The sequence below is a fragment of the Phyllobacterium zundukense genome, from assembly GCF_025452195.1.
Taxonomy (GTDB): domain Bacteria; phylum Pseudomonadota; class Alphaproteobacteria; order Rhizobiales; family Rhizobiaceae; genus Phyllobacterium; species Phyllobacterium zundukense_A.
This window is the reverse complement of sequence record NZ_CP104973.1, coordinates 803,871-821,939: the sequence shown is the minus strand read 5'-3', so window position 1 is coordinate 821,939 and position 18,069 is coordinate 803,871. Positions and strand designations below refer to the sequence as shown.

The 18,069-nt window shown below is 57.6% G+C and carries 20 protein-coding genes and 1 pseudogene; 11 read left to right on the top strand and 10 right to left on the bottom strand.

The features are described 5' to 3' along the window. Positions 1-77 precede the first annotated feature (77 nt). The 7 genes and pseudogenes from N8E88_RS16370 (at position 78) to deoA (ending at position 6,790) form a co-directional block, all read left to right on the top strand. Positions 78-1,610 (top strand): ABC transporter ATP-binding protein, encoded by a 1,533-nt coding sequence (locus N8E88_RS16370; RefSeq protein WP_262294596.1) that lies wholly within the window; start codon positions 78-80, stop codon positions 1,608-1,610. Next, positions 1,607-2,158 (top strand): cysteine hydrolase family protein, encoded by a 552-nt coding sequence (locus N8E88_RS16365; protein ID WP_262294595.1) that lies wholly within the window; start codon positions 1,607-1,609, stop codon positions 2,156-2,158. Before N8E88_RS16370 ends, N8E88_RS16365 begins: the two co-directional genes overlap by 4 nt. Further along, a complete protein-coding gene (locus N8E88_RS16360; protein WP_262294594.1) occupies positions 2,155-3,300 on the top strand; it encodes an ABC transporter permease in 1,146 nt (381 codons plus the stop codon). Before N8E88_RS16365 ends, N8E88_RS16360 begins: the two co-directional genes overlap by 4 nt. After that, on the top strand, positions 3,300-4,271 hold the full coding sequence (locus tag N8E88_RS16355) for an ABC transporter permease (RefSeq protein WP_262294593.1): 972 nt from the start codon (positions 3,300-3,302) through the stop codon (positions 4,269-4,271). Before N8E88_RS16360 ends, N8E88_RS16355 begins: the two co-directional genes overlap by 1 nt. Further along, positions 4,268-4,672, top strand: a complete 405-nt coding sequence (locus tag N8E88_RS16350) for a cytidine deaminase (protein WP_262295502.1) — start codon at positions 4,268-4,270, stop codon at positions 4,670-4,672. Before N8E88_RS16355 ends, N8E88_RS16350 begins: the two co-directional genes overlap by 4 nt. Beyond that, positions 4,669-5,469 carry a purine-nucleoside phosphorylase gene (locus N8E88_RS16345; RefSeq protein WP_262294592.1) on the top strand — a complete coding sequence of 267 codons (801 nt, stop codon included), beginning with the start codon at positions 4,669-4,671 and terminating at the stop codon, positions 5,467-5,469. The genes N8E88_RS16350 and N8E88_RS16345 overlap by 4 nt, the downstream gene beginning before the upstream one ends. Before the next feature lie 6 nt (positions 5,470-5,475). Next, positions 5,476-6,790: pseudogene (gene deoA / locus N8E88_RS16340) on the top strand (thymidine phosphorylase). Here the strand turns inward: deoA and upp are convergent. Beyond that, on the bottom strand, positions 6,791-7,417 hold the full coding sequence (gene upp / locus N8E88_RS16335) for a uracil phosphoribosyltransferase (RefSeq protein WP_112525651.1): 627 nt from the start codon (positions 7,415-7,417) through the stop codon (positions 6,791-6,793). A 178-nt stretch (positions 7,418-7,595) separates the two neighbouring features. Beyond that, positions 7,596-8,615, bottom strand: a complete 1,020-nt coding sequence (locus tag N8E88_RS16330; protein ID WP_262294591.1) for an adenosine deaminase — start codon at positions 8,613-8,615, stop codon at positions 7,596-7,598. 112 nt (positions 8,616-8,727) lie between these two features. Between N8E88_RS16330 and ubiE the strand changes: the two genes are divergently transcribed. The 4 genes from ubiE (at position 8,728) to N8E88_RS16310 (ending at position 13,094) form a co-directional block, all read left to right on the top strand. Next, positions 8,728-9,504: a bifunctional demethylmenaquinone methyltransferase/2-methoxy-6-polyprenyl-1,4-benzoquinol methylase UbiE gene (gene ubiE, locus N8E88_RS16325; RefSeq protein ID WP_262294590.1), complete on the top strand. Its 777-nt coding sequence runs from the start codon at positions 8,728-8,730 to the stop codon at positions 9,502-9,504. A gap of 7 nt (positions 9,505-9,511) precedes the next feature. Beyond that, the gene (ubiB, locus tag N8E88_RS16320) at positions 9,512-11,089 is read left to right on the top strand and encodes a 2-polyprenylphenol 6-hydroxylase (protein ID WP_262294589.1); all 1,578 of its coding nucleotides are present in this window, start codon (positions 9,512-9,514) and stop codon (positions 11,087-11,089) included. Positions 11,090-11,157: 68 nt separating this feature from the next. Then, positions 11,158-12,546: a bifunctional phosphopantothenoylcysteine decarboxylase/phosphopantothenate--cysteine ligase CoaBC gene (coaBC, locus tag N8E88_RS16315; RefSeq protein ID WP_262294588.1), complete on the top strand. Its 1,389-nt coding sequence runs from the start codon at positions 11,158-11,160 to the stop codon at positions 12,544-12,546. Between the two features lie 23 nt (positions 12,547-12,569). After that, positions 12,570-13,094 (top strand): GNAT family N-acetyltransferase, encoded by a 525-nt coding sequence (locus N8E88_RS16310; RefSeq protein ID WP_262294587.1) that lies wholly within the window; start codon positions 12,570-12,572, stop codon positions 13,092-13,094. 63 nt (positions 13,095-13,157) lie between these two features. Here the strand turns inward: N8E88_RS16310 and N8E88_RS16305 are convergent, their stop codons facing one another. From N8E88_RS16305 to N8E88_RS16270, 8 genes are all read right to left on the bottom strand, one after another. Then, on the bottom strand, positions 13,158-13,703 hold the full coding sequence (locus N8E88_RS16305) for an SRPBCC family protein (RefSeq protein WP_262294586.1): 546 nt from the start codon (positions 13,701-13,703) through the stop codon (positions 13,158-13,160). Continuing rightward, positions 13,700-14,104 (bottom strand): ArsR/SmtB family transcription factor, encoded by a 405-nt coding sequence (locus N8E88_RS16300; RefSeq protein ID WP_262295501.1) that lies wholly within the window; start codon positions 14,102-14,104, stop codon positions 13,700-13,702. Before N8E88_RS16300 ends, N8E88_RS16305 begins: the two co-directional genes overlap by 4 nt. A gap of 97 nt (positions 14,105-14,201) precedes the next feature. Then, positions 14,202-15,206: a proline racemase family protein gene (locus N8E88_RS16295; RefSeq protein WP_262294585.1), complete on the bottom strand. Its 1,005-nt coding sequence runs from the start codon at positions 15,204-15,206 to the stop codon at positions 14,202-14,204. Continuing rightward, entirely contained in the window at positions 15,206-15,862 is a 657-nt protein-coding gene (locus N8E88_RS16290) for an HAD family hydrolase (RefSeq protein WP_262294584.1), read from the bottom strand. The genes N8E88_RS16295 and N8E88_RS16290 overlap by 1 nt, the downstream gene beginning before the upstream one ends. Positions 15,863-15,866: 4 nt before the next feature. Continuing rightward, positions 15,867-16,685 carry an isocitrate lyase/PEP mutase family protein gene (locus N8E88_RS16285; protein WP_262294583.1) on the bottom strand — a complete coding sequence of 273 codons (819 nt, stop codon included), beginning with the start codon at positions 16,683-16,685 and terminating at the stop codon, positions 15,867-15,869. Between the two features lie 29 nt (positions 16,686-16,714). Further along, positions 16,715-17,200, bottom strand: a complete 486-nt coding sequence (dut, locus tag N8E88_RS16280; RefSeq protein WP_262294582.1) for a dUTP diphosphatase — start codon at positions 17,198-17,200, stop codon at positions 16,715-16,717. A 102-nt stretch (positions 17,201-17,302) separates the two neighbouring features. Beyond that, positions 17,303-17,644, bottom strand: coding sequence for a HigA family addiction module antitoxin (locus N8E88_RS16275; protein ID WP_262294581.1), 342 nt, complete (start codon positions 17,642-17,644; stop codon positions 17,303-17,305). A gap of 27 nt (positions 17,645-17,671) precedes the next feature. Beyond that, positions 17,672-17,953 carry a type II toxin-antitoxin system RelE/ParE family toxin gene (locus tag N8E88_RS16270; RefSeq protein ID WP_315975314.1) on the bottom strand — a complete coding sequence of 94 codons (282 nt, stop codon included), beginning with the start codon at positions 17,951-17,953 and terminating at the stop codon, positions 17,672-17,674. Between the last annotated feature and the right edge of the window lie 116 nt (positions 17,954-18,069).

Below are 18,069 nucleotides of genomic sequence, written 5' to 3'. Positions count from 1 at the left end.
TGACTGGAAAGAAAAAAATCCCGTGTTAGGGTCGAAAGCTTGAAAAGACGAAAAGCTGAACAACAGCGGATGGGGATATGGCCGAACCGGCGATCGAACTAGTTGGAATCGATAAGCGCTTTGGTGCCGTTCATGCCAATCGCGATATCCATATGCGTGTCGAAAAGGGCACGATCCATGGCATCATCGGTGAGAACGGCGCGGGCAAATCTACCCTGATGTCGATCCTCTACGGATTTTATCAAGCTGACAGCGGCGAGATACGCATCAATGGGCAAACGACCAGGATCGCAGATCCCAACGCCGCCATCGCGCTCGGCATCGGCATGGTGCATCAGCATTTCATGCTGGTTGAAAAGTTCACCGTGCTTGAAAATGTCATGCTCGGTGTCGAGGGTGCGCCACTGCTCAAGAACGGCATCTCCAAGGCTCGTGCCGAACTGAAGCGGCTCGAACGGGAATACCAGCTCGATGTCGACCCCGATGCGCTGATCGAGGAGCTGCCGGTAGGGCTGCAGCAGCGCGTGGAAATCCTGAAAGCACTCTATCGCGGCGCTGAAATCCTCGTGCTCGATGAGCCGACCGGCGTTTTGACACCACCGGAGGCCGATCACCTTTTCCGTATTCTCGAGCAGTTGAAAAGTCAGGGCAAGACGATTGTGCTCATCACGCACAAGCTCCGCGAGATCATGGCGGTGACGGACAATGTTTCGGTAATGCGGCAGGGTGCGGTCGTTGCAACGCGCAAGACCGAGGAAACCACTGTCGAAGAACTGGCTGAACTGATGGTCGGCCGCCGCGTGCTTCTGAGGGTGCAAAAGGGCGAGGCGAAGCCAGGCGATATCAAGCTCTCCGTCGAAAACCTGACAGTGCGCGACAGCCGCGGCGTGGTGATGGTCGATGACGCGTCGTTCACGGTGCGCGCAGGCGAAATTGTCGGGATTGCAGGTGTTGCAGGTAACGGCCAGTCGCAGCTGATCGAAACCATCGCGGGTATCCGCGCTGCCGTTTCGGGCCGCGTGCTGCTCGACGGCCAGATCATCGATATAACCGGCGCTGCGGATCCCGGAGAATTGCGCGATCGGGGCCTCGCACATGTGCCGGAAGATCGCCACCACATGGGGCTGGTTCTCGCCTTCGAAGAGTATGAAAACTCTATCCTCGGCTATCATGACGACCCGCTCTATTTGAATGGGCCATTTCTTGATCTGGAGGCGATAAAGGCGGATGCGCGCAAGAAGATCGAGAAATACGATATCCGGCCAAGTGATCCGCGGCTGAAGACCGCCAATTTCTCCGGCGGTAACCAGCAAAAGATCGTGCTTGCGCGCGAAATGGAACGCGACCCGGGGGTCCTGATCATCGGCCAGCCGACACGCGGCGTGGATGTCGGAGCGATCGAATTCATCCACAAGCGCATCATCGAGATGCGCGACGCCGGCAAGGCGGTGCTGCTTGTTTCGGTTGAACTCGATGAGATTCGCTCGCTTTCTGATCGCATCCTGGTGATGTTTGCCGGTCGCATCGTCGGCGAACGGGACTCCAATGCCGATGAGGGCGAACTTGGCTTGCTGATGGCTGGTGTCGAACACAAGGAGGCCGCGGAATGACGACGCAGGCGCTTATCGTCGTCGACGTGCAAAATGCCATCGATGATCCAAAGTGGGGAAGGCGCGGCCAGCCAGACACCGAGGCCATGATCGCCAAATTGCTTGCCGCCTGGCGCGAGCGGCGGCTGCCGGTCATTCATATCCGGCACGATTCCACTGATCCGGCGTCGCCCTACAGGCCCGGCACCGAGGGCAATGAATTCAAATCGGAGGTCGCTCCACACGTCGGCGAACCCGTCGTCGATAAGCGGACCAATAATGCCTTCATCGGCACGGATCTGATGGATGTTCTGGACGAGTTGCAGGTTCACAGCCTTGTCGTCACGGGTGTTCTTCTGGAAAATTCGGTTGACGCGACTGTACGCATGGCGGCCAATCTCGGATTTGAGGTGGGTATCCCGGAGGATGCCGTTGCAAGCATCGACAGGAGGGATTATCGCGGCAAGCTGTGGGCGGCCGAGGACGTACACGCGCTGGCATTGTCCGTGCTGGGCGGCGAGTATGCCCGCATCACCACGTCCGACGAAATTATCGAGACCTTGCCATGAGCCAACCTTTTGCCAAACTGCCTGCCTGGGCGGATTATGGGCTTCTTCCGCTGATCAATCTGATTGTTGCATTTCTAGTCGCTGGCCTCGTGGTGCTTCTGGTCGGCGAGAGCCCGATCGATGCGGCTGTCCTGATGGTGAAGGGCGCATTCGGTTCGGGTGACGGTGTGGGCTACACGCTTTATTATGCGACGAACTTCATCTTCACCGGTCTTTGCGTGGCCGTTGCTTTCCATTGCGGACTGTTCAACATTGGCGGGGAGGGCCAAGCCTATATTGGCGGTCTTGGTGTTTCGCTGGTCGGACTCTGGCTCGGCAATTTTCTGCCCTGGTGGCTGACTTTCCCTTTGGCGATCCTCGCCTCGGCGCTGGTTGGAGCGCTGTGGGCGCTCATCCCCGCATGGCTTCAGGCCAAGCGCGGCTCACATGTCGTCATCACGACGATCATGTTCAATTTCATCGCTGCAAGCATCATGGTCTACGTGCTGGTAGGCGTGCTGAAGCCGGCGGGCAGCCAGGCGCCGGAAACGCGCGTCTTTGCCGAGGGTGGACAGTTGCCGGGTCTCGGCTGGCTGCTCGATCTCGTTGGTCTCTCAATGCGCTCGGCTCCCTTGAATGTCAGTTTCCTGCTGGCGCTGGTGGCGGCCTTTCTGGTCTGGGTGCTGATCTGGCGCACCAAGCTCGGCTATGAGATTCGTACCATGGGTTTTAGCCCCAAAGCGGCTCGCTATGCCGGTATCAGCGAGCTACGGATCGTCATCATCACGATGATGATTTCGGGAGCGCTGGCAGGAATGATGGCACTTAATCCGATCATGGGGGCGCAACATCGTATGCAGCTGGATTTCGTCGCCGGTGCCGGCTTCGTTGGTATTGCCGTCGCATTGATGGGCAGGTCGCATCCGGCCGGAATCGTCCTCGCGGCGATCCTCTTCGGCATGCTCTATCAGGGCGGCGCGGAAATCGCATTCGATATGCCCAATATATCGCGCGATATGATTGTCATTATTCAGGGCTTGGTTATCCTCTTTGCGGGCGCCCTCGAACATATGTTCCGGCCCTCGCTGCAACGGATATTCTATCGTCTTGGACGTGCAAAAAATCGAACTGCCGCAGCCGCCATTGCCGGAGGAAACCAGTAATGGAGTCTTTCACAACGGTCTTGCAGCTTTTCGATTCGACGATCAGGCTTTCGGCGCCTCTCCTGCTTGCCTGTCTTGCCGGGCTCTATTCCGAGCGCGCCGGCATTTTCGACATTGGCCTTGAGGGCAAGATGCTGGCCGGGGCCTTTGCCGCTGGCGCAGTCGCGACGTGGTTTGGTTCTGCTTATCTCGCGTTGCTCGCGGCAGTTCTGGTATCGGTCGCCCTCGGGCTCGTGCATGGTTTCGCGTCCATAACCCACCGCGGCAATCAGATTGTCTCTGGCGTTGCGATCAATTTCATCGCTGCCGGCACGACCGTCATCCTCGGTCAGGCGTGGTTCAGCCAAGGTGGGCGCACGCCTTCCTTGCCGAATGCTGCGCGCTTCAATCCGATCAATCTTCCCGGTGCAGAAGCCATGCGCGGCGTGCCGGTCATCGGCCCGTTCTACTACGAACTGATCTCCGGCCATTCGGTGCTGGTCTATCTCGCGTTCTTGCTAGTGCCGTTTACGTGGTGGGTGCTCTATCGCACGCGCTTTGGCCTGCGCCTGCGCGCGGTTGGTGAAAATCCTGCAGCTGTGGATACCGCCGGCATCTCGGTACCATGGCTGCGCTACCGCGCGGTGATATGCTGCGGCGTGCTTTGCGGTATCGCGGGCGCCTATCTGGCGACGGCGCAAGGTGCCGGTTTCGTCAAGGACATGACTGCCGGTAAGGGGTACATCGCGCTTGCGGCATTGATCTTCGCCAAATGGCGTCCGGTTCAGGCCATGTTCGCATGCCTGCTGTTTGGTTTTCTAGACGCTGTGGGAATACGCATGCAGGGCCATCCACTGCCACTTATAGGCGAGGTGCCCGTGCAATTCATGCAGGCTTTGCCCTATATATTGACCGTTGTGCTTCTGGCCGGTTTCATCGGCAAGGCGATCCCGCCAAAGGCCGGCGGCGTCGCCTATGTGAAAGAGAGATAATGAAAGACCTGTTCGACGCGGCGTTTTCCGCGATGCAGAAGACGCACTCGCCCTATTCGCAGTTTCCGGTTGGCGCGGCCATTCGCACCAGTGATGGCCGCATTTATTCCGGCTGCAATATCGAGGTCATCTCCTATCCTGAAGGCTGGTGTGCCGAAACGACGGCGCTGGGGCACTTCGTCATGGGTGGCGGCGGTACGATCACGGATATCGCGGTCGTTGCGGAAAAGAAGGCGAAATGTACGCCTTGCGGAGGCTGCCGTCAGCGTTTGGCGGAGTTCGCCGGGCCAGATACCCGTCTGCACCTTTGCGATAACAATGGCATCGTTGAAACGCTGACCATGAAGGATATTTTCCCCTACGGCTTCGAGGCGGAAGTTCTGGGCAAGGGTGCCACATGATCGCACCTGCGACCAATGCGCTTTTTCAGAAGCTTAACGGTTTGGCACCGCGTGTTGCGCTTGTCCTCGGCTCCGGTCTCGGTTCACTGGTCGATGCTGTGGAAGATGCGGTTCGCATTCCTTACGCCGACCTGCCCGGCTTTCCGCATAGTGGCGTTTCGGGGCATGCCGGGGAGGTCGTTGCCGGTTATCTCTCGGGCAAGCCCGTTCTGATGCTGGCTGGTCGCGCCCATTATTACGAGAAGGGAGATGCCTCGGTCATGCGGCCGGTTATCGCTGCGCTTGCCGATCTCGGCATCGAGATGCTGATCCTCACCAATGCGGCCGGCTCGGTGCGCCACGATCTTGCGCCGGGTAGCCTGATGCTGATCGATGATCATATCAATTTCTCCGGCCTCAACCCCCTCATCGGGGAGCCGTCCGACCAGCGCTTCGTCGGCATGACGACAGCTTACGACAGACAACTGAAAGACGCGTTTCTCGTTGCTGCCGGCGAGGCGGACGAAAAGCTGGAACAGGGGGTCTACATGTGGTTTTCAGGTCCCTCCTTTGAAACGCCGGCAGAAATTCGTATGTCGCGAACCTTGGGCGCCGACGCCGTCGGCATGTCCACTGTTCCGGAAGTCATCCTGGCGCGATTCTTCGGACTGCGTGTCGCAGCTTGCTCGGTCGTTACGAATTATGGGGCAGGCATGACTGGCGCGGAACTTTCGCATGAAGAAACCAAGGATGTTGCGCCCAAGGGCGGCGCCCGTCTTCAAAAGATCATCCGTGTACTGATCCGGGAGATAGGCTAAACGATGTTGTTGCCGCAAGAAATTATCCGGCGAAAGCGCGACGGTCATACCCTTGACGCTGCCGATATCACGGCTTTCATCAATGCGATGAGTTCAGGGTCCATCACCGAGGGACAGGTTGCCGCCTTTGCCATGGCCATATTTTTCAATGGAATGAAACGCGACGAAGCCGTGGCCCTCACCTTGGCTATGCGCGATTCCGGCGATATTCTTGATTGGTCGGACTTGCCCGGACCCGCCGTCGACAAGCATTCGACTGGCGGCGTTGGTGACAACGTTTCGCTGATACTCGCGCCAATCGTAGCCGCCTGCGGTGCCTATGTGCCGATGATCTCGGGACGTGGGCTCGGTCATACCGGCGGTACGCTCGACAAGATGGATTCGATCCCTGGTTATCGCAGCCAGCCAGACAACGCTTTGTTTCGCAAGGTCGTCCACGAGGTCGGTTGCGCAATCATCGGCCAGACCGCCAATCTGGCGCCCGCCGACAAGCGGTTCTATTCGATCCGCGATGTGACGGCGACGGTCGAGATCAATCCCGCTTATTACCGCTTCAATCCTGTCCAAGAAACTTTCCGCTGGCCTCAATGCGCTGGTGCTGGATGTGAAATCGGGCAATGGCGCCTTCATGACCAGAAACCGCGATGCTGTGTCGTTGGCTGAAAGCATTGTTGCGGTCGCGGCTGGAGCGGGGCTGACAACGACTGCCGTTCTCACGGATATGAACGAACCTCTGGCACTTGCCGCAGGCAATGCGGTTGAGGTCAGAAATGCCGTCGATTTCCTTACCGGAGACCGGCGTGACACGCGGCTTGAAGCGGTCACGCTGGCACTTGCCGCAGAGATGCTGGTTTCGGCCAAGCTTGCCCCAAATCATAAAGCCGCAACCGACAAGGCAAGCGAAGCCTTGAGCAGCGGCAAGGCGGCGGAGATCTTCGGCCGGATGGTCGCAGGCCTCGGCGGGCCAACGGATTTCATCTCCCGGACGCGCCAGCATCTGGCTGTTGCGCCCATCACGCACGAAGTCAAAGCCGTGCAGGCGGGCTATGTCGCGGCCGTCGATACGCGCGCTATTGGGGTGGCTGTCGTAACACTCGGCGGTGGGCGCATTCGCCCGCAGGACCCCATCGATCATGCGGTCGGCATCACGGCGCTACAGCCAATCGGGGCAAGAATGGAAGAGGGAGAACCGATTGCCTTGGTCCACGCCCGAACCGACGCCGATGCAGCAGCAGCAGTAAAGGTAATCCAGGCGGCCTATGGATTTTCCGAGCGTAAGCCTCGCACGGTCAACCCTGTGCTTCGCCGGGTAGGACCCTGATTATTTCGTCCCGTACATGCGGTCACCGGCATCACCGAGGCCTGGAACTATGTAGCCCTTCTCATTCAAATGACTGTCGATCGCCGCGGTGAAAACCTGAACGTCCGGATGCGCATTGGTAAACCGCTCGATGCCTTCCGGCGCTGCGAGCAGGCAGAGGAAACGGATATTGCTGGCCCCGCGATCCTTCAGCTTCTGGATAGCGGCGATAGCCGAGTTTGCAGTTGCAAGCATCGGATCGACCACGATGATCAGCCGGTTGACGATATCCTCGGGCGCCTTGAAATAGTACTCCACCGGCAGCAACGTTTCATGATCGCGGTAAAGTCCGATATGCGCGACCCGTGCAGCGGGAACCAGGTCAAGCATACCTTCGAGCAAGCCGTTGCCCGCCCGCAGAATCGAGGCGAAGACCAGTTTCTTGCCCTCGATCACCGGGGAATCCATTTCCGTCAGAGGAGTCTCGATGCGGATATTGGTCAATTGCAGGTCACGCGTCACCTCATAGCAAAGGAGCAGCGATATTTCCTTGAGCAGTCGCCGGAAGCCCGCGGTAGAGGTATCCTTGTCGCGCATTATGGTGAGCTTGTGCTGGACAAGCGGGTGGGAAACAATCGTCACGCCCATAGGAAACCCCTTTTACTAGAAATTCTGCAGACTTTGGAGCCTGTTTTGAAAGTCGCTGCGGCGAGTCAGATGGAGTGGTCTTCGAGGACCGGAGCGCAGCGTACATTAAGTACGTGAGCACCGGAAGCGCAGAAAACCACGTCAGATGACCGCCGTAGTAGAGTTTCAAGACAGGCTCTTAGCTGCTTGAGACCGATCCTGCAAAGACCTCATCTGTAGCGCGCACAGTTTTGTCCGGGTAGAGCCGCTCCAGCAGTGCAGTTCGCGTGTCTTCATCGACAAAAGCCGCCTTGAGAGCCGTCCCTGTAACTTCCGTCAATTTCACGTCGTCATGGCCGAAATATGTAGCTGCGATCTCATATTCGCGCGCAAGATCCGTGTGGAAATAGGGCGGATCGTCGGCATTGAGCGTGACCGGGACACCGGCCTCGGCAAGCGCGGCAAATGGATGGGATAGAAAATCCGGGTAGACGCCCAGCGAGATATTCGAGCCGGGACAGCACTCCAGAACGATCTGCTCGTCGGCCAGCCTCTTAACGAGATCGGCATTTTCAATGGCGCGAACACCATGACCAATACGCGCGGGTTTCAAAGTGTCTAGCGCGTTAGCCACGCTTTCCCACCCCACCAGCTCGCCCGCATGCACAGTTATGCCGAGCCCCGCATCGCGCGCAATATCGAATGCAGCCGCAAAATCACTAGGGGGATGCATGCGCTCATCGCCCGCCATGCCGAAACCGGTGATCAGGGGGTGCGGATTGGCGGCAACGTATTGTGCTGCTGCCGTGACGGCCTCCGGTCCCTTATGGCGCAGGCCTGTCGCGATCATCCGGGTTTCGATACCGGTCGCGGCTTTGGCACGCTGGATGCCTTCCGCCAGACCGTCGATATAGGCGCGCGGGTCGAGCCCAGCGCTGATGGCGTGGTCCGTCGATATGAAAAACTCCGAATAGATGGCGTCTTGCCGGCTCAACGACAAAAGATAGTCTTCCGCGAGATCAGCATAATCCTCTGCCGTACGGAAAAGCATCGAAGCCTGATCAAATGCGCGCAGGAACGAGGTGAAATCATGCCAGACGAATCTGCCATTCTGGATGAATGCAGAGACGTCGGCACCATATTTGGTGGCTTTCCGTTCGACCAGCCGGGGTGAGGCGGCGCCTTCGATATGGCAATGCAGTTCGGCTTTCAAAACCATCCCGGTCACTCCCGACAAAACAGATCAACGCGGCGCTTCATCGCGCAAGAGACAATAGCCTTATGCGTTTCAATCTTCTATGGTTCTGGCGATTTGAAAAACAGGTAGCACAATGAGCCAGCAACGCACCGGTGCCCATGGCGGCATGGAAACGTCCTTCGGGTTTCAGGACGTCAGCGATGGGGAAAAGCAGACACGCGTCAATGACGTCTTCCACCGCGTCGCCAAACGCTATGACGTGATGAATGATTTGATGTCTGGCGGCCTGCATCGTGTCTGGAAAGATTCGATGATTGCCTGGCTCGCCCCCTCAAGAACGGCCAACTGGAAAGTGCTCGACGTGGCTGGCGGCACCGGTGACGTTGCCTTCCGTATTGTTGAAGCGTCCAATCGCAATGCCCATGCGACAATCCTTGATATCAATGGTTCGATGCTTGGTGTCGGTCGCGATCGCGCGGAAAAGAAGGGGCTTGCCGACAATACCGAGTTTGTTGAGGCCAATGCCGAAGACCTTCCCTTCGAGGATGCGCGTTTCGACGCTTATACGATCGCCTTCGGCATCCGCAACGTGCCGCACATCGACAAGGCGTTGGCAGAGGCTTTTCGCGTGCTGAAACCCGGCGGACGCTTCCTTTGCCTCGAATTCTCCGAGGTCGAATTGCCGGTTCTCGACAAGATTTATGATGCGTGGTCGTTCAATGCTATTCCAAAGATCGGCAAGGCCGTGACCGGCGATGCTGACAGCTATCAATATCTGGTGGAGTCCATCCGCAAGTTTCCGCGCCAGCCCGATTTTGCCGAGATGATCCGCAAGGCCGGGTTCGAACGGGTCAGTTGGCGCAATTTCACTGGTGGTATTGCCGCGCTGCATTCCGGCTGGAAGCTGTGACTGCTGCATGAGTAGTCCTGCAGCAATATTTCGCCTGATGCGGGCCGGATGGATCATGACGCGTGAAGGCGTCATATCTGCTTTGCCAGCCGAAGGCCTGAGTGGTCTCCCCGCCTTCGGTCACCGGGTAGCCGGCCTTTTGGCACGCCGCCGCGCCATGACGGCGCAGCGCTCCGAGCGCATGTCGCGCGCCATCAACAAGCTTGGCCCGTCCTACGTCAAGCTCGGGCAGTTCCTCGCAACGCGGCCCGATGTGGTCGGGACCGAAGTGGCCGACGATCTGGCGCTCCTGCAGGATCAGCTCGATTTTTTCCCGATGGACGCTTCGATCAAGGCTATCGAGGGTTCGCTCGGAAGGCCTGTTTCCGACCTCTTTGTAAGACTTGACGAACCAATTGCCGCCGCATCGATTGCGCAGGTGCACCCGGCATTCGTTGCAAGCAATGGCGATATCAAGAAGGTCGCGGTCAAGGTTGTGCGCCCTGGTGTGCGCCAGCGTTTCAACAACGACCTCGAGAGCTTCTTTTTGGCGGCAAGATGGCAGGAGCGCTATGTACCTGCCACACGCCGCCTGCGCCCGATTGAAGTTACGCGCACGCTGGCGCAGACGACCCGTATCGAGATGGATTTGCGCCTTGAAGCCGCTGCGCTCTCGGAGATCGGCGAGAATACCAAGGATGATCCGGGCTTTCGTGTTCCGACTGTCGATTGGGAGCGTACAGGACGCGATGTGCTGACCCTCGAGTGGATCGATGGCGTCAAAATGTCGGACATCGAGGGCTTGCGCGCAGCCGGACACAACCTCATCAAGCTCGCCGAAACGCTGATTCAGTCATTCCTGCGTCATACATTGCGTGACGGCTTCTTCCATGCAGACATGCATCCCGGCAATCTGTTCGTCGACGACGAGGGCCATATCGTTGCGGTGGATTTCGGTATCACCGGCCGGCTTGGCAAGAAGGAGCGCCGTTTCCTCGCCGAAATCCTCTATGGCTTCATAACACGCGACTATGTCCGTGTTGCTGAAGTGCATTTCGAGGCCGGTTATGTGCCGCATCGGCACGATGTCGCGAGCTTTGCACAGGCAATTCGCGCCATCGGCGAGCCCATCCATGGCCAACCTGCCGAAACCATCTCCATGGCAAAGCTGCTCACACTGCTTTTCGAGGTGACAGAACTCTTCGACATGGAGACGCGGCCCGAACTTGTCATGCTGCAGAAGACCATGGTTGTGGTGGAAGGGGTATCGCGCACGCTGGATCCGCACTTCAACATGTGGAAGGCTTCGGAACCGGTGGTCGGTAGCTGGATTCGCCGCAATCTCGGGCCGCAGGGCATTCTCATCGATGCGCGTGAAGGAGCTCAGGCAGTCCTGCATCTGGCCCGTCAGGTGCCGGAATTGGTCGGGCGCGCTGACCGTCTGTCGAAGGAACTCGACAGGATGGCCGAAGATGGCTTGCGGTTTGACGAACAGACGGCACACGCTATCGGCAAGGCAGAGGCCCGCCATACGCGCTCAGGGCGTATCGCGCTCTGGGTGATTGCAATTTGTCTTGTCATCATCACCTATGAGCTTCTCAACTAGGTATATATCGGCTAATATGATTGCAATGATTGCATTCTGGCAATCTTTAGCCAAGTGGACGCAATCATATGGCCAGTATCACCATCCGCAATCTCAACGATACCATCAAGGAAAAGCTGCGTTTGCGCGCCGCGGCGCATGGCCGCTCGATGGAAGAAGAAGTGCGGCTTATCCTCGGGGAACTAGGGAATGCAGTTTCGATAGAGCGCTCCGCACCGACGACGACAATCCATGCCCCGGGCTCGTTATCCGGGCGTCGCATCCTGCTGATCATCGGTGCGGGAATCGCAGCCTATAAATGCCTCGATCTTATCCGGCGTCTGCGCGAGCGTGGCGCACAGGTGCGTCCGGTACTGACCAAGGCGGCAGAAGAATTCGTGACGCCATTGGCGGTGGGCGCGCTAGCCGCTGACAAGGTTTTCACAGACCTCTTCTCGCGCGAGGACGAGCATGATGTCGGCCATATCCGCTTGTCCCGTGAGGCCGATCTGATCGTCGTCGCGCCGGCAACAGCTGACCTGATGGCAAAAATGGCGACTGGCCTTGCCAATGATTTGGCCTCGGCGATCCTCCTGGCGACCGATAAACCTGTGCTGATAGCGCCGGCGATGAACCCCAGAATGTGGGACCATCCGGCAACGAAGCGAAATCGCGCCGTGCTTCAAAAGGACGGCATTCGTTTTGTCGGCCCGAACAAGGGCGAAATGGCGGAGAGTGGCGAAAGCGGCGATGGCCGTATGGCGGAACCACTTGAAATTGTTGAAGCAATCGAGGGGCTGCTGGACCGCAGCCCGAAACCGCTGGCGGGTAAAACCATTGTCATGACCTCGGGGCCAACGCACGAGCCCATCGATCCGGTTCGCTATATAGCCAATCGCTCGTCCGGAAAGCAGGGCCACGCCATTGCCGCAGCACTCGCCAGGCTCGGCGCAACGGTCCGTCTGGTTTCTGGTCCCGTCACGATCCCGGATCCGGAAGACGTTGCGGTGATCCACGTCTCAACGGCACGCGAAATGCGCGATGCTGTGGAGCAGCTTTTGCCCGCCGACGCTGCCATCATGGTCGCGGCCGTTGCGGATTGGCGCACCGCCAACGAAGCGGGCGAGAAGATAAAGAAGAAGCCGGGGGAAAAAGTTCCGGCGCTGCAGATGATCGAAAATCCGGACATTCTTGCCGGGGTAGGACACAGCAAATCGCGGCCGCGTCTGGTTATCGGCTTTGCGGCCGAAACACAGGACCTGCTTGCCAATGCTCAGCGGAAGCTCGACAAGAAGGGGGCGGACTGGATCGTCGCCAATGATGTCAGCCACGCGACCGGCGTCATGGGCGGTGACCGCAATGCCGTGCGGATCGTCACCCGTTCAGGGGTCGAGGAATGGCCAGATATGAGCAAGGAAGAAGTCGCGGAGCGCCTGGCAGCAAAAATAGCAGCTGCATTGCAGATTGTGGAAGTTTAAATGTGGATCAGGAGACCAGAATCGTGATTCCAGCACTTGAAACCGAACGCCTCGTCCTGCGTCCTCACAAACGCGAGGATTTTGAGGCGCTGCACGCAATGTGGACGCATCCTTCGGTGTATAAATACATCTCGGGCAGGCCCTCCACGCGGGAGCAATCCTGGGCGAGACTCCTGCGTTATGCCGGGATGTGGCCGCTGATTGGTTATGGTTTCTGGGCGATGCAGGCGAAGGCCAGCGGACGTTTCGTCGGAGAGCTCGGCTTTGGCAATTTCGAGCGCGATATGGAACCGCGCATTGGCGATACGCCGGAGATGGGCTGGGTTCTCGCGCCGGAAATCCACGGCAAAGGCTTCGGAAGTGAAGCTCTCGCCAAGGTGGTCACTTGGGGCGATGCTTTCTTCAAGCACGATCGGGCGGTCTGCATCATATCTCCGGAAAACGCTGGATCGCAGCGGATCGCTGAAAAGAATGGTTTCCGCAAGATTGCCGAAACGACCTATACGGAAGAGTCGGTCTGGATGTTCGAGAGGCGATTTAGACCGTAGTTGAAGGCCGAAGGCCGGCATACTATGCCGGCCAACATATTATGTAAGCGATACCTTACGCAATCAGCCCGCGATGATCTGCTTGTATTCCTTCTCGAGCCGGGTGAACTTGTCCCAGAATCCGCTGGTCTGTTCGCCGCTGAGGTGATCGATGAGGACACCCAGATGTGTGTGCCAGCCGCTGGCAACGCTCACCATGGAATCGTTGCTGCCAAGCCGTGTGTGCGTGACCCGGAGCAATGTATCCGATCCCGAAGCCGTAAGTTCGAATGTTACTTCGGAAGGTTCTCCTGTGGATTCCGGCCAGGTGAAGCTGAGGAATGACGGCGGCTCATAACGAGTGACCTTGCCCTTGTTGGTGTGACCCTCATATTTCTGGTAGTCGGCGGGGGTCGGCTCGTCCGACAATTGTGAGTGGTAAAAGGTCAGTTCCACATCGCCGCCGACATAATTGGCAATTGGCCCCTCGGCCAGCCATTTCTTGCGCTTGTCCGATTCAGTAAGATAGGTCCAGACCCGTTCGACTGGGCCGGGAAGGATACGTTCGATGCGAATCGTACGCGGTGCTGTCACAACACCGAGGCGATCATTTCCGACATGCTCGTTCATTTCGTGCTCCTTGACGTTTTATCAGATTTGGTTAGCCTCGACGGCGACTGTTCGCTTGATCGAGCCGACGCGCGATCTTCCTCGCGCAGGAGTTCCTCGAGATCGTCGAGACGCGTTGTCCAGAACCGCTCATAGGTACGTAGCCATTCTTGCGCTTCAGCAAGACGGGCCGCCTCAAGCTGACAATAATGCGTACGGCCTTGGACATGGCGGCGCACCAATCCGGCTCCTTCCAGCACCTTGATATGTTTCGACGCGCCAGCGAGCGACATGTTGAAGGGCGTTGCAAGCTCGCTGACGGTACGTTCGCCCTCGGTCAGCCGGTGAAGAATGGCCCTCCGTGTTGGATCGGAGAGAGCGTGGAAAACGGCGTCGAGGTGCGGTGTCTGAAATTCAACCATATGGTTTAATAACATCGTAATATTCGATAGTCAACCATTTGGTTTAATATATTTTCAAGCAACGGTTTTGGACCTGTGAAAACGGAGCGAATTTGCTCTAGAGAACCAGAAATCCTTGGCCCAAAGGATCGTCGTCCTCGACGATAAACTCAGCCTTGCCGCTATAATAAGCGTGGCCGGAAACGCGGGCGGTAATAGCGTCGAAATCGCCCGCCTTGGTCGTAGAGGCAACGAAGCCCGCAAAGCGTGAGCCTACAATGCTTTCGAATATCCGCGCATTCCCTTCGCGTATTTGTCCTTTGGCGAACATCGCAGCCAGCCGCGCGGTCACGCCCGAACCCGTCGGCGAGCGGTCAAGCTGCGCGTCGGCGAAGATGCAGACATTCTTCGTCGGGCCTTCATTCCAGTCGTCCGCTCCATCTGTCAGGATCGATCCGTAGAGAAACGCCAGGTCCTTATGGTCTGGATGGTCGAGCGACACCGCCTCCTTTACCGCCTCGGTGAGGATGGTTGCAGCGTCAATGAAGGTCCTTGCCGGATCGCGGCCGAATTCGAGACCAAACTGATGACAGTCCGCCAAGGCATAGAAGGCTCCGCCATAGGCCACATCGAAATTGATCTTGCCGAATCCCGGCAGCTCGATCATCTGCTCCCCAGCATAAAGAAAGGCAGGCACGCTCTCGAATGATACACCGCCGGATTTGCCGTCGCGAACTTCGACGGACGCCACGACCATGCCGCACGGGCATTCGATTTGAACCGTCGTCACAGGCTCGACCTTGGGCACAATACCATAGTCCACGGCGTAGCGGCCAAGCGCCATGATGGCGTGGCCGCACATGGTGGAGTAGCCTTCATTGTGCATGAACAGCACTGCCAGGTCGGCGCCGGGCAGGTTTGGCTCGACCAGAACCGCGCCATACATATCAAAATGGCCGCGTGGCTCGAATATCAGTATCTTGCGGAGGTGATCCAGCCTTTCGCGCACATAGACCCGCTTTTCGAGGATCGTGCCCTTTGGCAGTTTGGGATAACCGCCGGTAACAATGCGCAAGGGTTCACCGCCAGTGTGCATGTCGACAACGGTCAAGGGCTCGGCCATCAGGCGACTCCCAGTAGCGCGGGTAGTTTGCGCATGTCGTCGAAGAGTATGCCACCGGCAGCAGCCAGACCCTCGTGGTCCGCATGCTTGTCGCCGCAATAGGAAAACACGCGCATGCCGGCGGCTGTGCCCGCCTTCGTTCCGGCAACACTGTCCTCGATGACAACAGACCGCGATGGCTCGTAACCCATTTCCTTGGCCGCATGCAGGAACAGGTCGGGGAACGGCTTGCCGCGCGCAACCATCGAGGCGCTGTAGAGCACATCTTGAAAATGCTCGATCAGACCGGTCTTGCCCAGCGTGATGTGCATCTTCTCGACATTGGCCGATGAAGCAACACAGTAGGGAAGTTCCGCCTTTCGAACCGCGGCGATGACCTCTTCGATATGCGGGATGGCCTCGACGCCGTTTTCGAAGATGACCGGTATCGCCTGATACCAGCGGTCGACGAAATCGTCGCCAAGCGAATAGCCTTCGGCCTCGATCTTTTCTTTCACTGCGCGCATGGGCATGCCGCAGAAATCTTTGCGGACAGCCTCGAAAGTGGTTGCGTAGCCGGAAGCGTCGAGCATTTTGACGAGATGGTGGTTGCCGAGTGTCTCCGTATCGACCAGAACTCCGTCACAGTCGAAAATCACCAGCTCGGGTTTTGTCATTATTTCAGATGTCCTCGTCTGCGCCCTGCGAAAAGAGTTGCTGCAATTCGCCGAAGGGCATCGCCTGTTGACTGAATTCAAAAGTGCCTTTGTCCAACATCGCGCGCGCCGCATCCCGGACCGCCGCAAAGGCGATGGTCGTCAAATACGGACCAAGCGATACACGCTTGACGCCCGCCTCTGAAAGCTGCGCAACCGTGAAGGTGGGGCCGGCCATCACGTTGACCGGCTTGGAAACCGACGAGCAGACTTGCCGGACAAGATTGATATCGCGGATACCGGGCGCATAGAGAACGTCGGCACCAGCAGCCTCGAACGCCTGCAGCCGCTTGATCGTGTCGTCGATATCGGGTCTGCCATGCAGGAAGTTTTCCGCGCGGGCGGTAAAGATGAAATCGCCCTTCAAGGCCTTGGCTGCTTCACTCGCTGCAGCGACACGCTCGACGGCAAGCGAGAAATCGTAGATGGGGTTATGATCGTTCCCTGAATAGTCTTCGATCGAACAGCCGGCGAGCCCTGCAGCTTCGGCCGCGAAAATCGTTTCGCCCGCGCTGTCTGGGCTGTCACCCTTGCCCTTTTCGAGGTCGGCATTCATGGGAAGGCCCGTGGCAGAAATGAGATCCCTGCAATGCTGGATCATCATGTCAAACGGCACACCGCCGTCAGGAAGGCCACGCGAAAATGCAAAACCCGCGCTGCTTGTCGCAAGTGCCTTGAACCCCAGCGACGCCAGCAGCACCGTTGTGCCGGGATCCCACGGGTTGGGCATGAGAAATATCCCCGGGGCTTCATGCAGCTGACGAAAAACCCTGCCCTTGTCCATGGCGACCTCCAGTGCGGACATCCTTTATGTTAGGACGTACCTGTTGAACCGAATCCTCCGGCGCCTCGAACGGTCTCGCCGACATGCTGCCGTTCTTCGACATCAAGCTGCACGACCGGAGCGAGGATGACCTGTGCAATACGCATGCCGCGCGTCACATAGAAATCGTCATCGCCGAGATTGATCAGCAATACTTTTACCTCACCACGATAGTCGGAATCAATCGTTCCTGGGGTGTTGAGACAGGTAATTCCGTTTTTCAGTGCGAGGCCCGAACGTGGCCGGATCTGCGCCTCGAAACCTTGTGGTATTTCAAAGATCAAGCCGCTGGGCACGAGTGCTCTCCGGCCGGGCAAAAGCAGCAATGGCCGGTCTTCCGGCACGGCAGCTCGAAGGTCCATGCCGGCCGAGCCTGACGTTTCATAGGAGGGCAATTCAAGATCCAGCCCATGCGGCAACCGGATGATACCGAGAGCGGGATTCTTGTGACGAACGGAATCGGATAATTTGGACATGAAAAGACCTTTTTCACCAGACGGCGGCCACGGTCAACTCACAAGATATGAAGGGTGCGTTGTTTGCACATGATACACGCCGGAAGCAGCGCGTAGAGGATGCTAGGCAGCCTCGTGGGTTGCCGCGTCAAGTTCTGTTATTTTCTCGATCTCGGCCTGCTTGTCGCGGCGGGCAATTTTGAGATCATAGCTGGTCTGCATGCCTAACCAGAGCTCGGCAGACGTTTTAAAGAATTTGCCGAGCCGTAATGCGGTATCGGGTGTCACGGAAGTCTGCTCGGTCACCAGACGTTCGATGCGCGTACGGGGAACGTGGAGTGCTTTCGCCAAAGCACCGGCACTCATGTTGAGGGGCTCCAAATAGATTTCTCGTAATATTTCACCCGGATGTATCGGAGGCAAAAGGTCTCCGGGGCGGATGGGGCGATTAAGGCCTCTTGTCATAGTACCCGTTCCTATTGAGCTAGCGCACTAATGGTAATCTGTGATTTCCACTTTATCTGGACCAGCACTGGTCCAGATAAAGCAAATGCGCCATTGTTGGTTGATACGGACTGAATACTCGCCTTGACGGCTACCTGCCAGTCTTTCCAACCTATTCCCGGGCGGTGAACGAAGTTCGTTCAAATCAGTCGCAATATCCATAAGTGTCAAAAGCTGTTGAGCTCTCCGTATGATATCCGTTGGGAAGCCTTTTTTGATCACTCCATAAAAAACCGCTTCCGTTAATTTGTCCTTGAACGAACATATTATTATCGCCTCAAATATGCGTATCATATGTTGATACAAGTCATAGTCAATCAAGATGTATCGTGGCGTGATACGACCTTCGTATAAGACCCATCTGGAATTGCCATCGACTGCGAAGC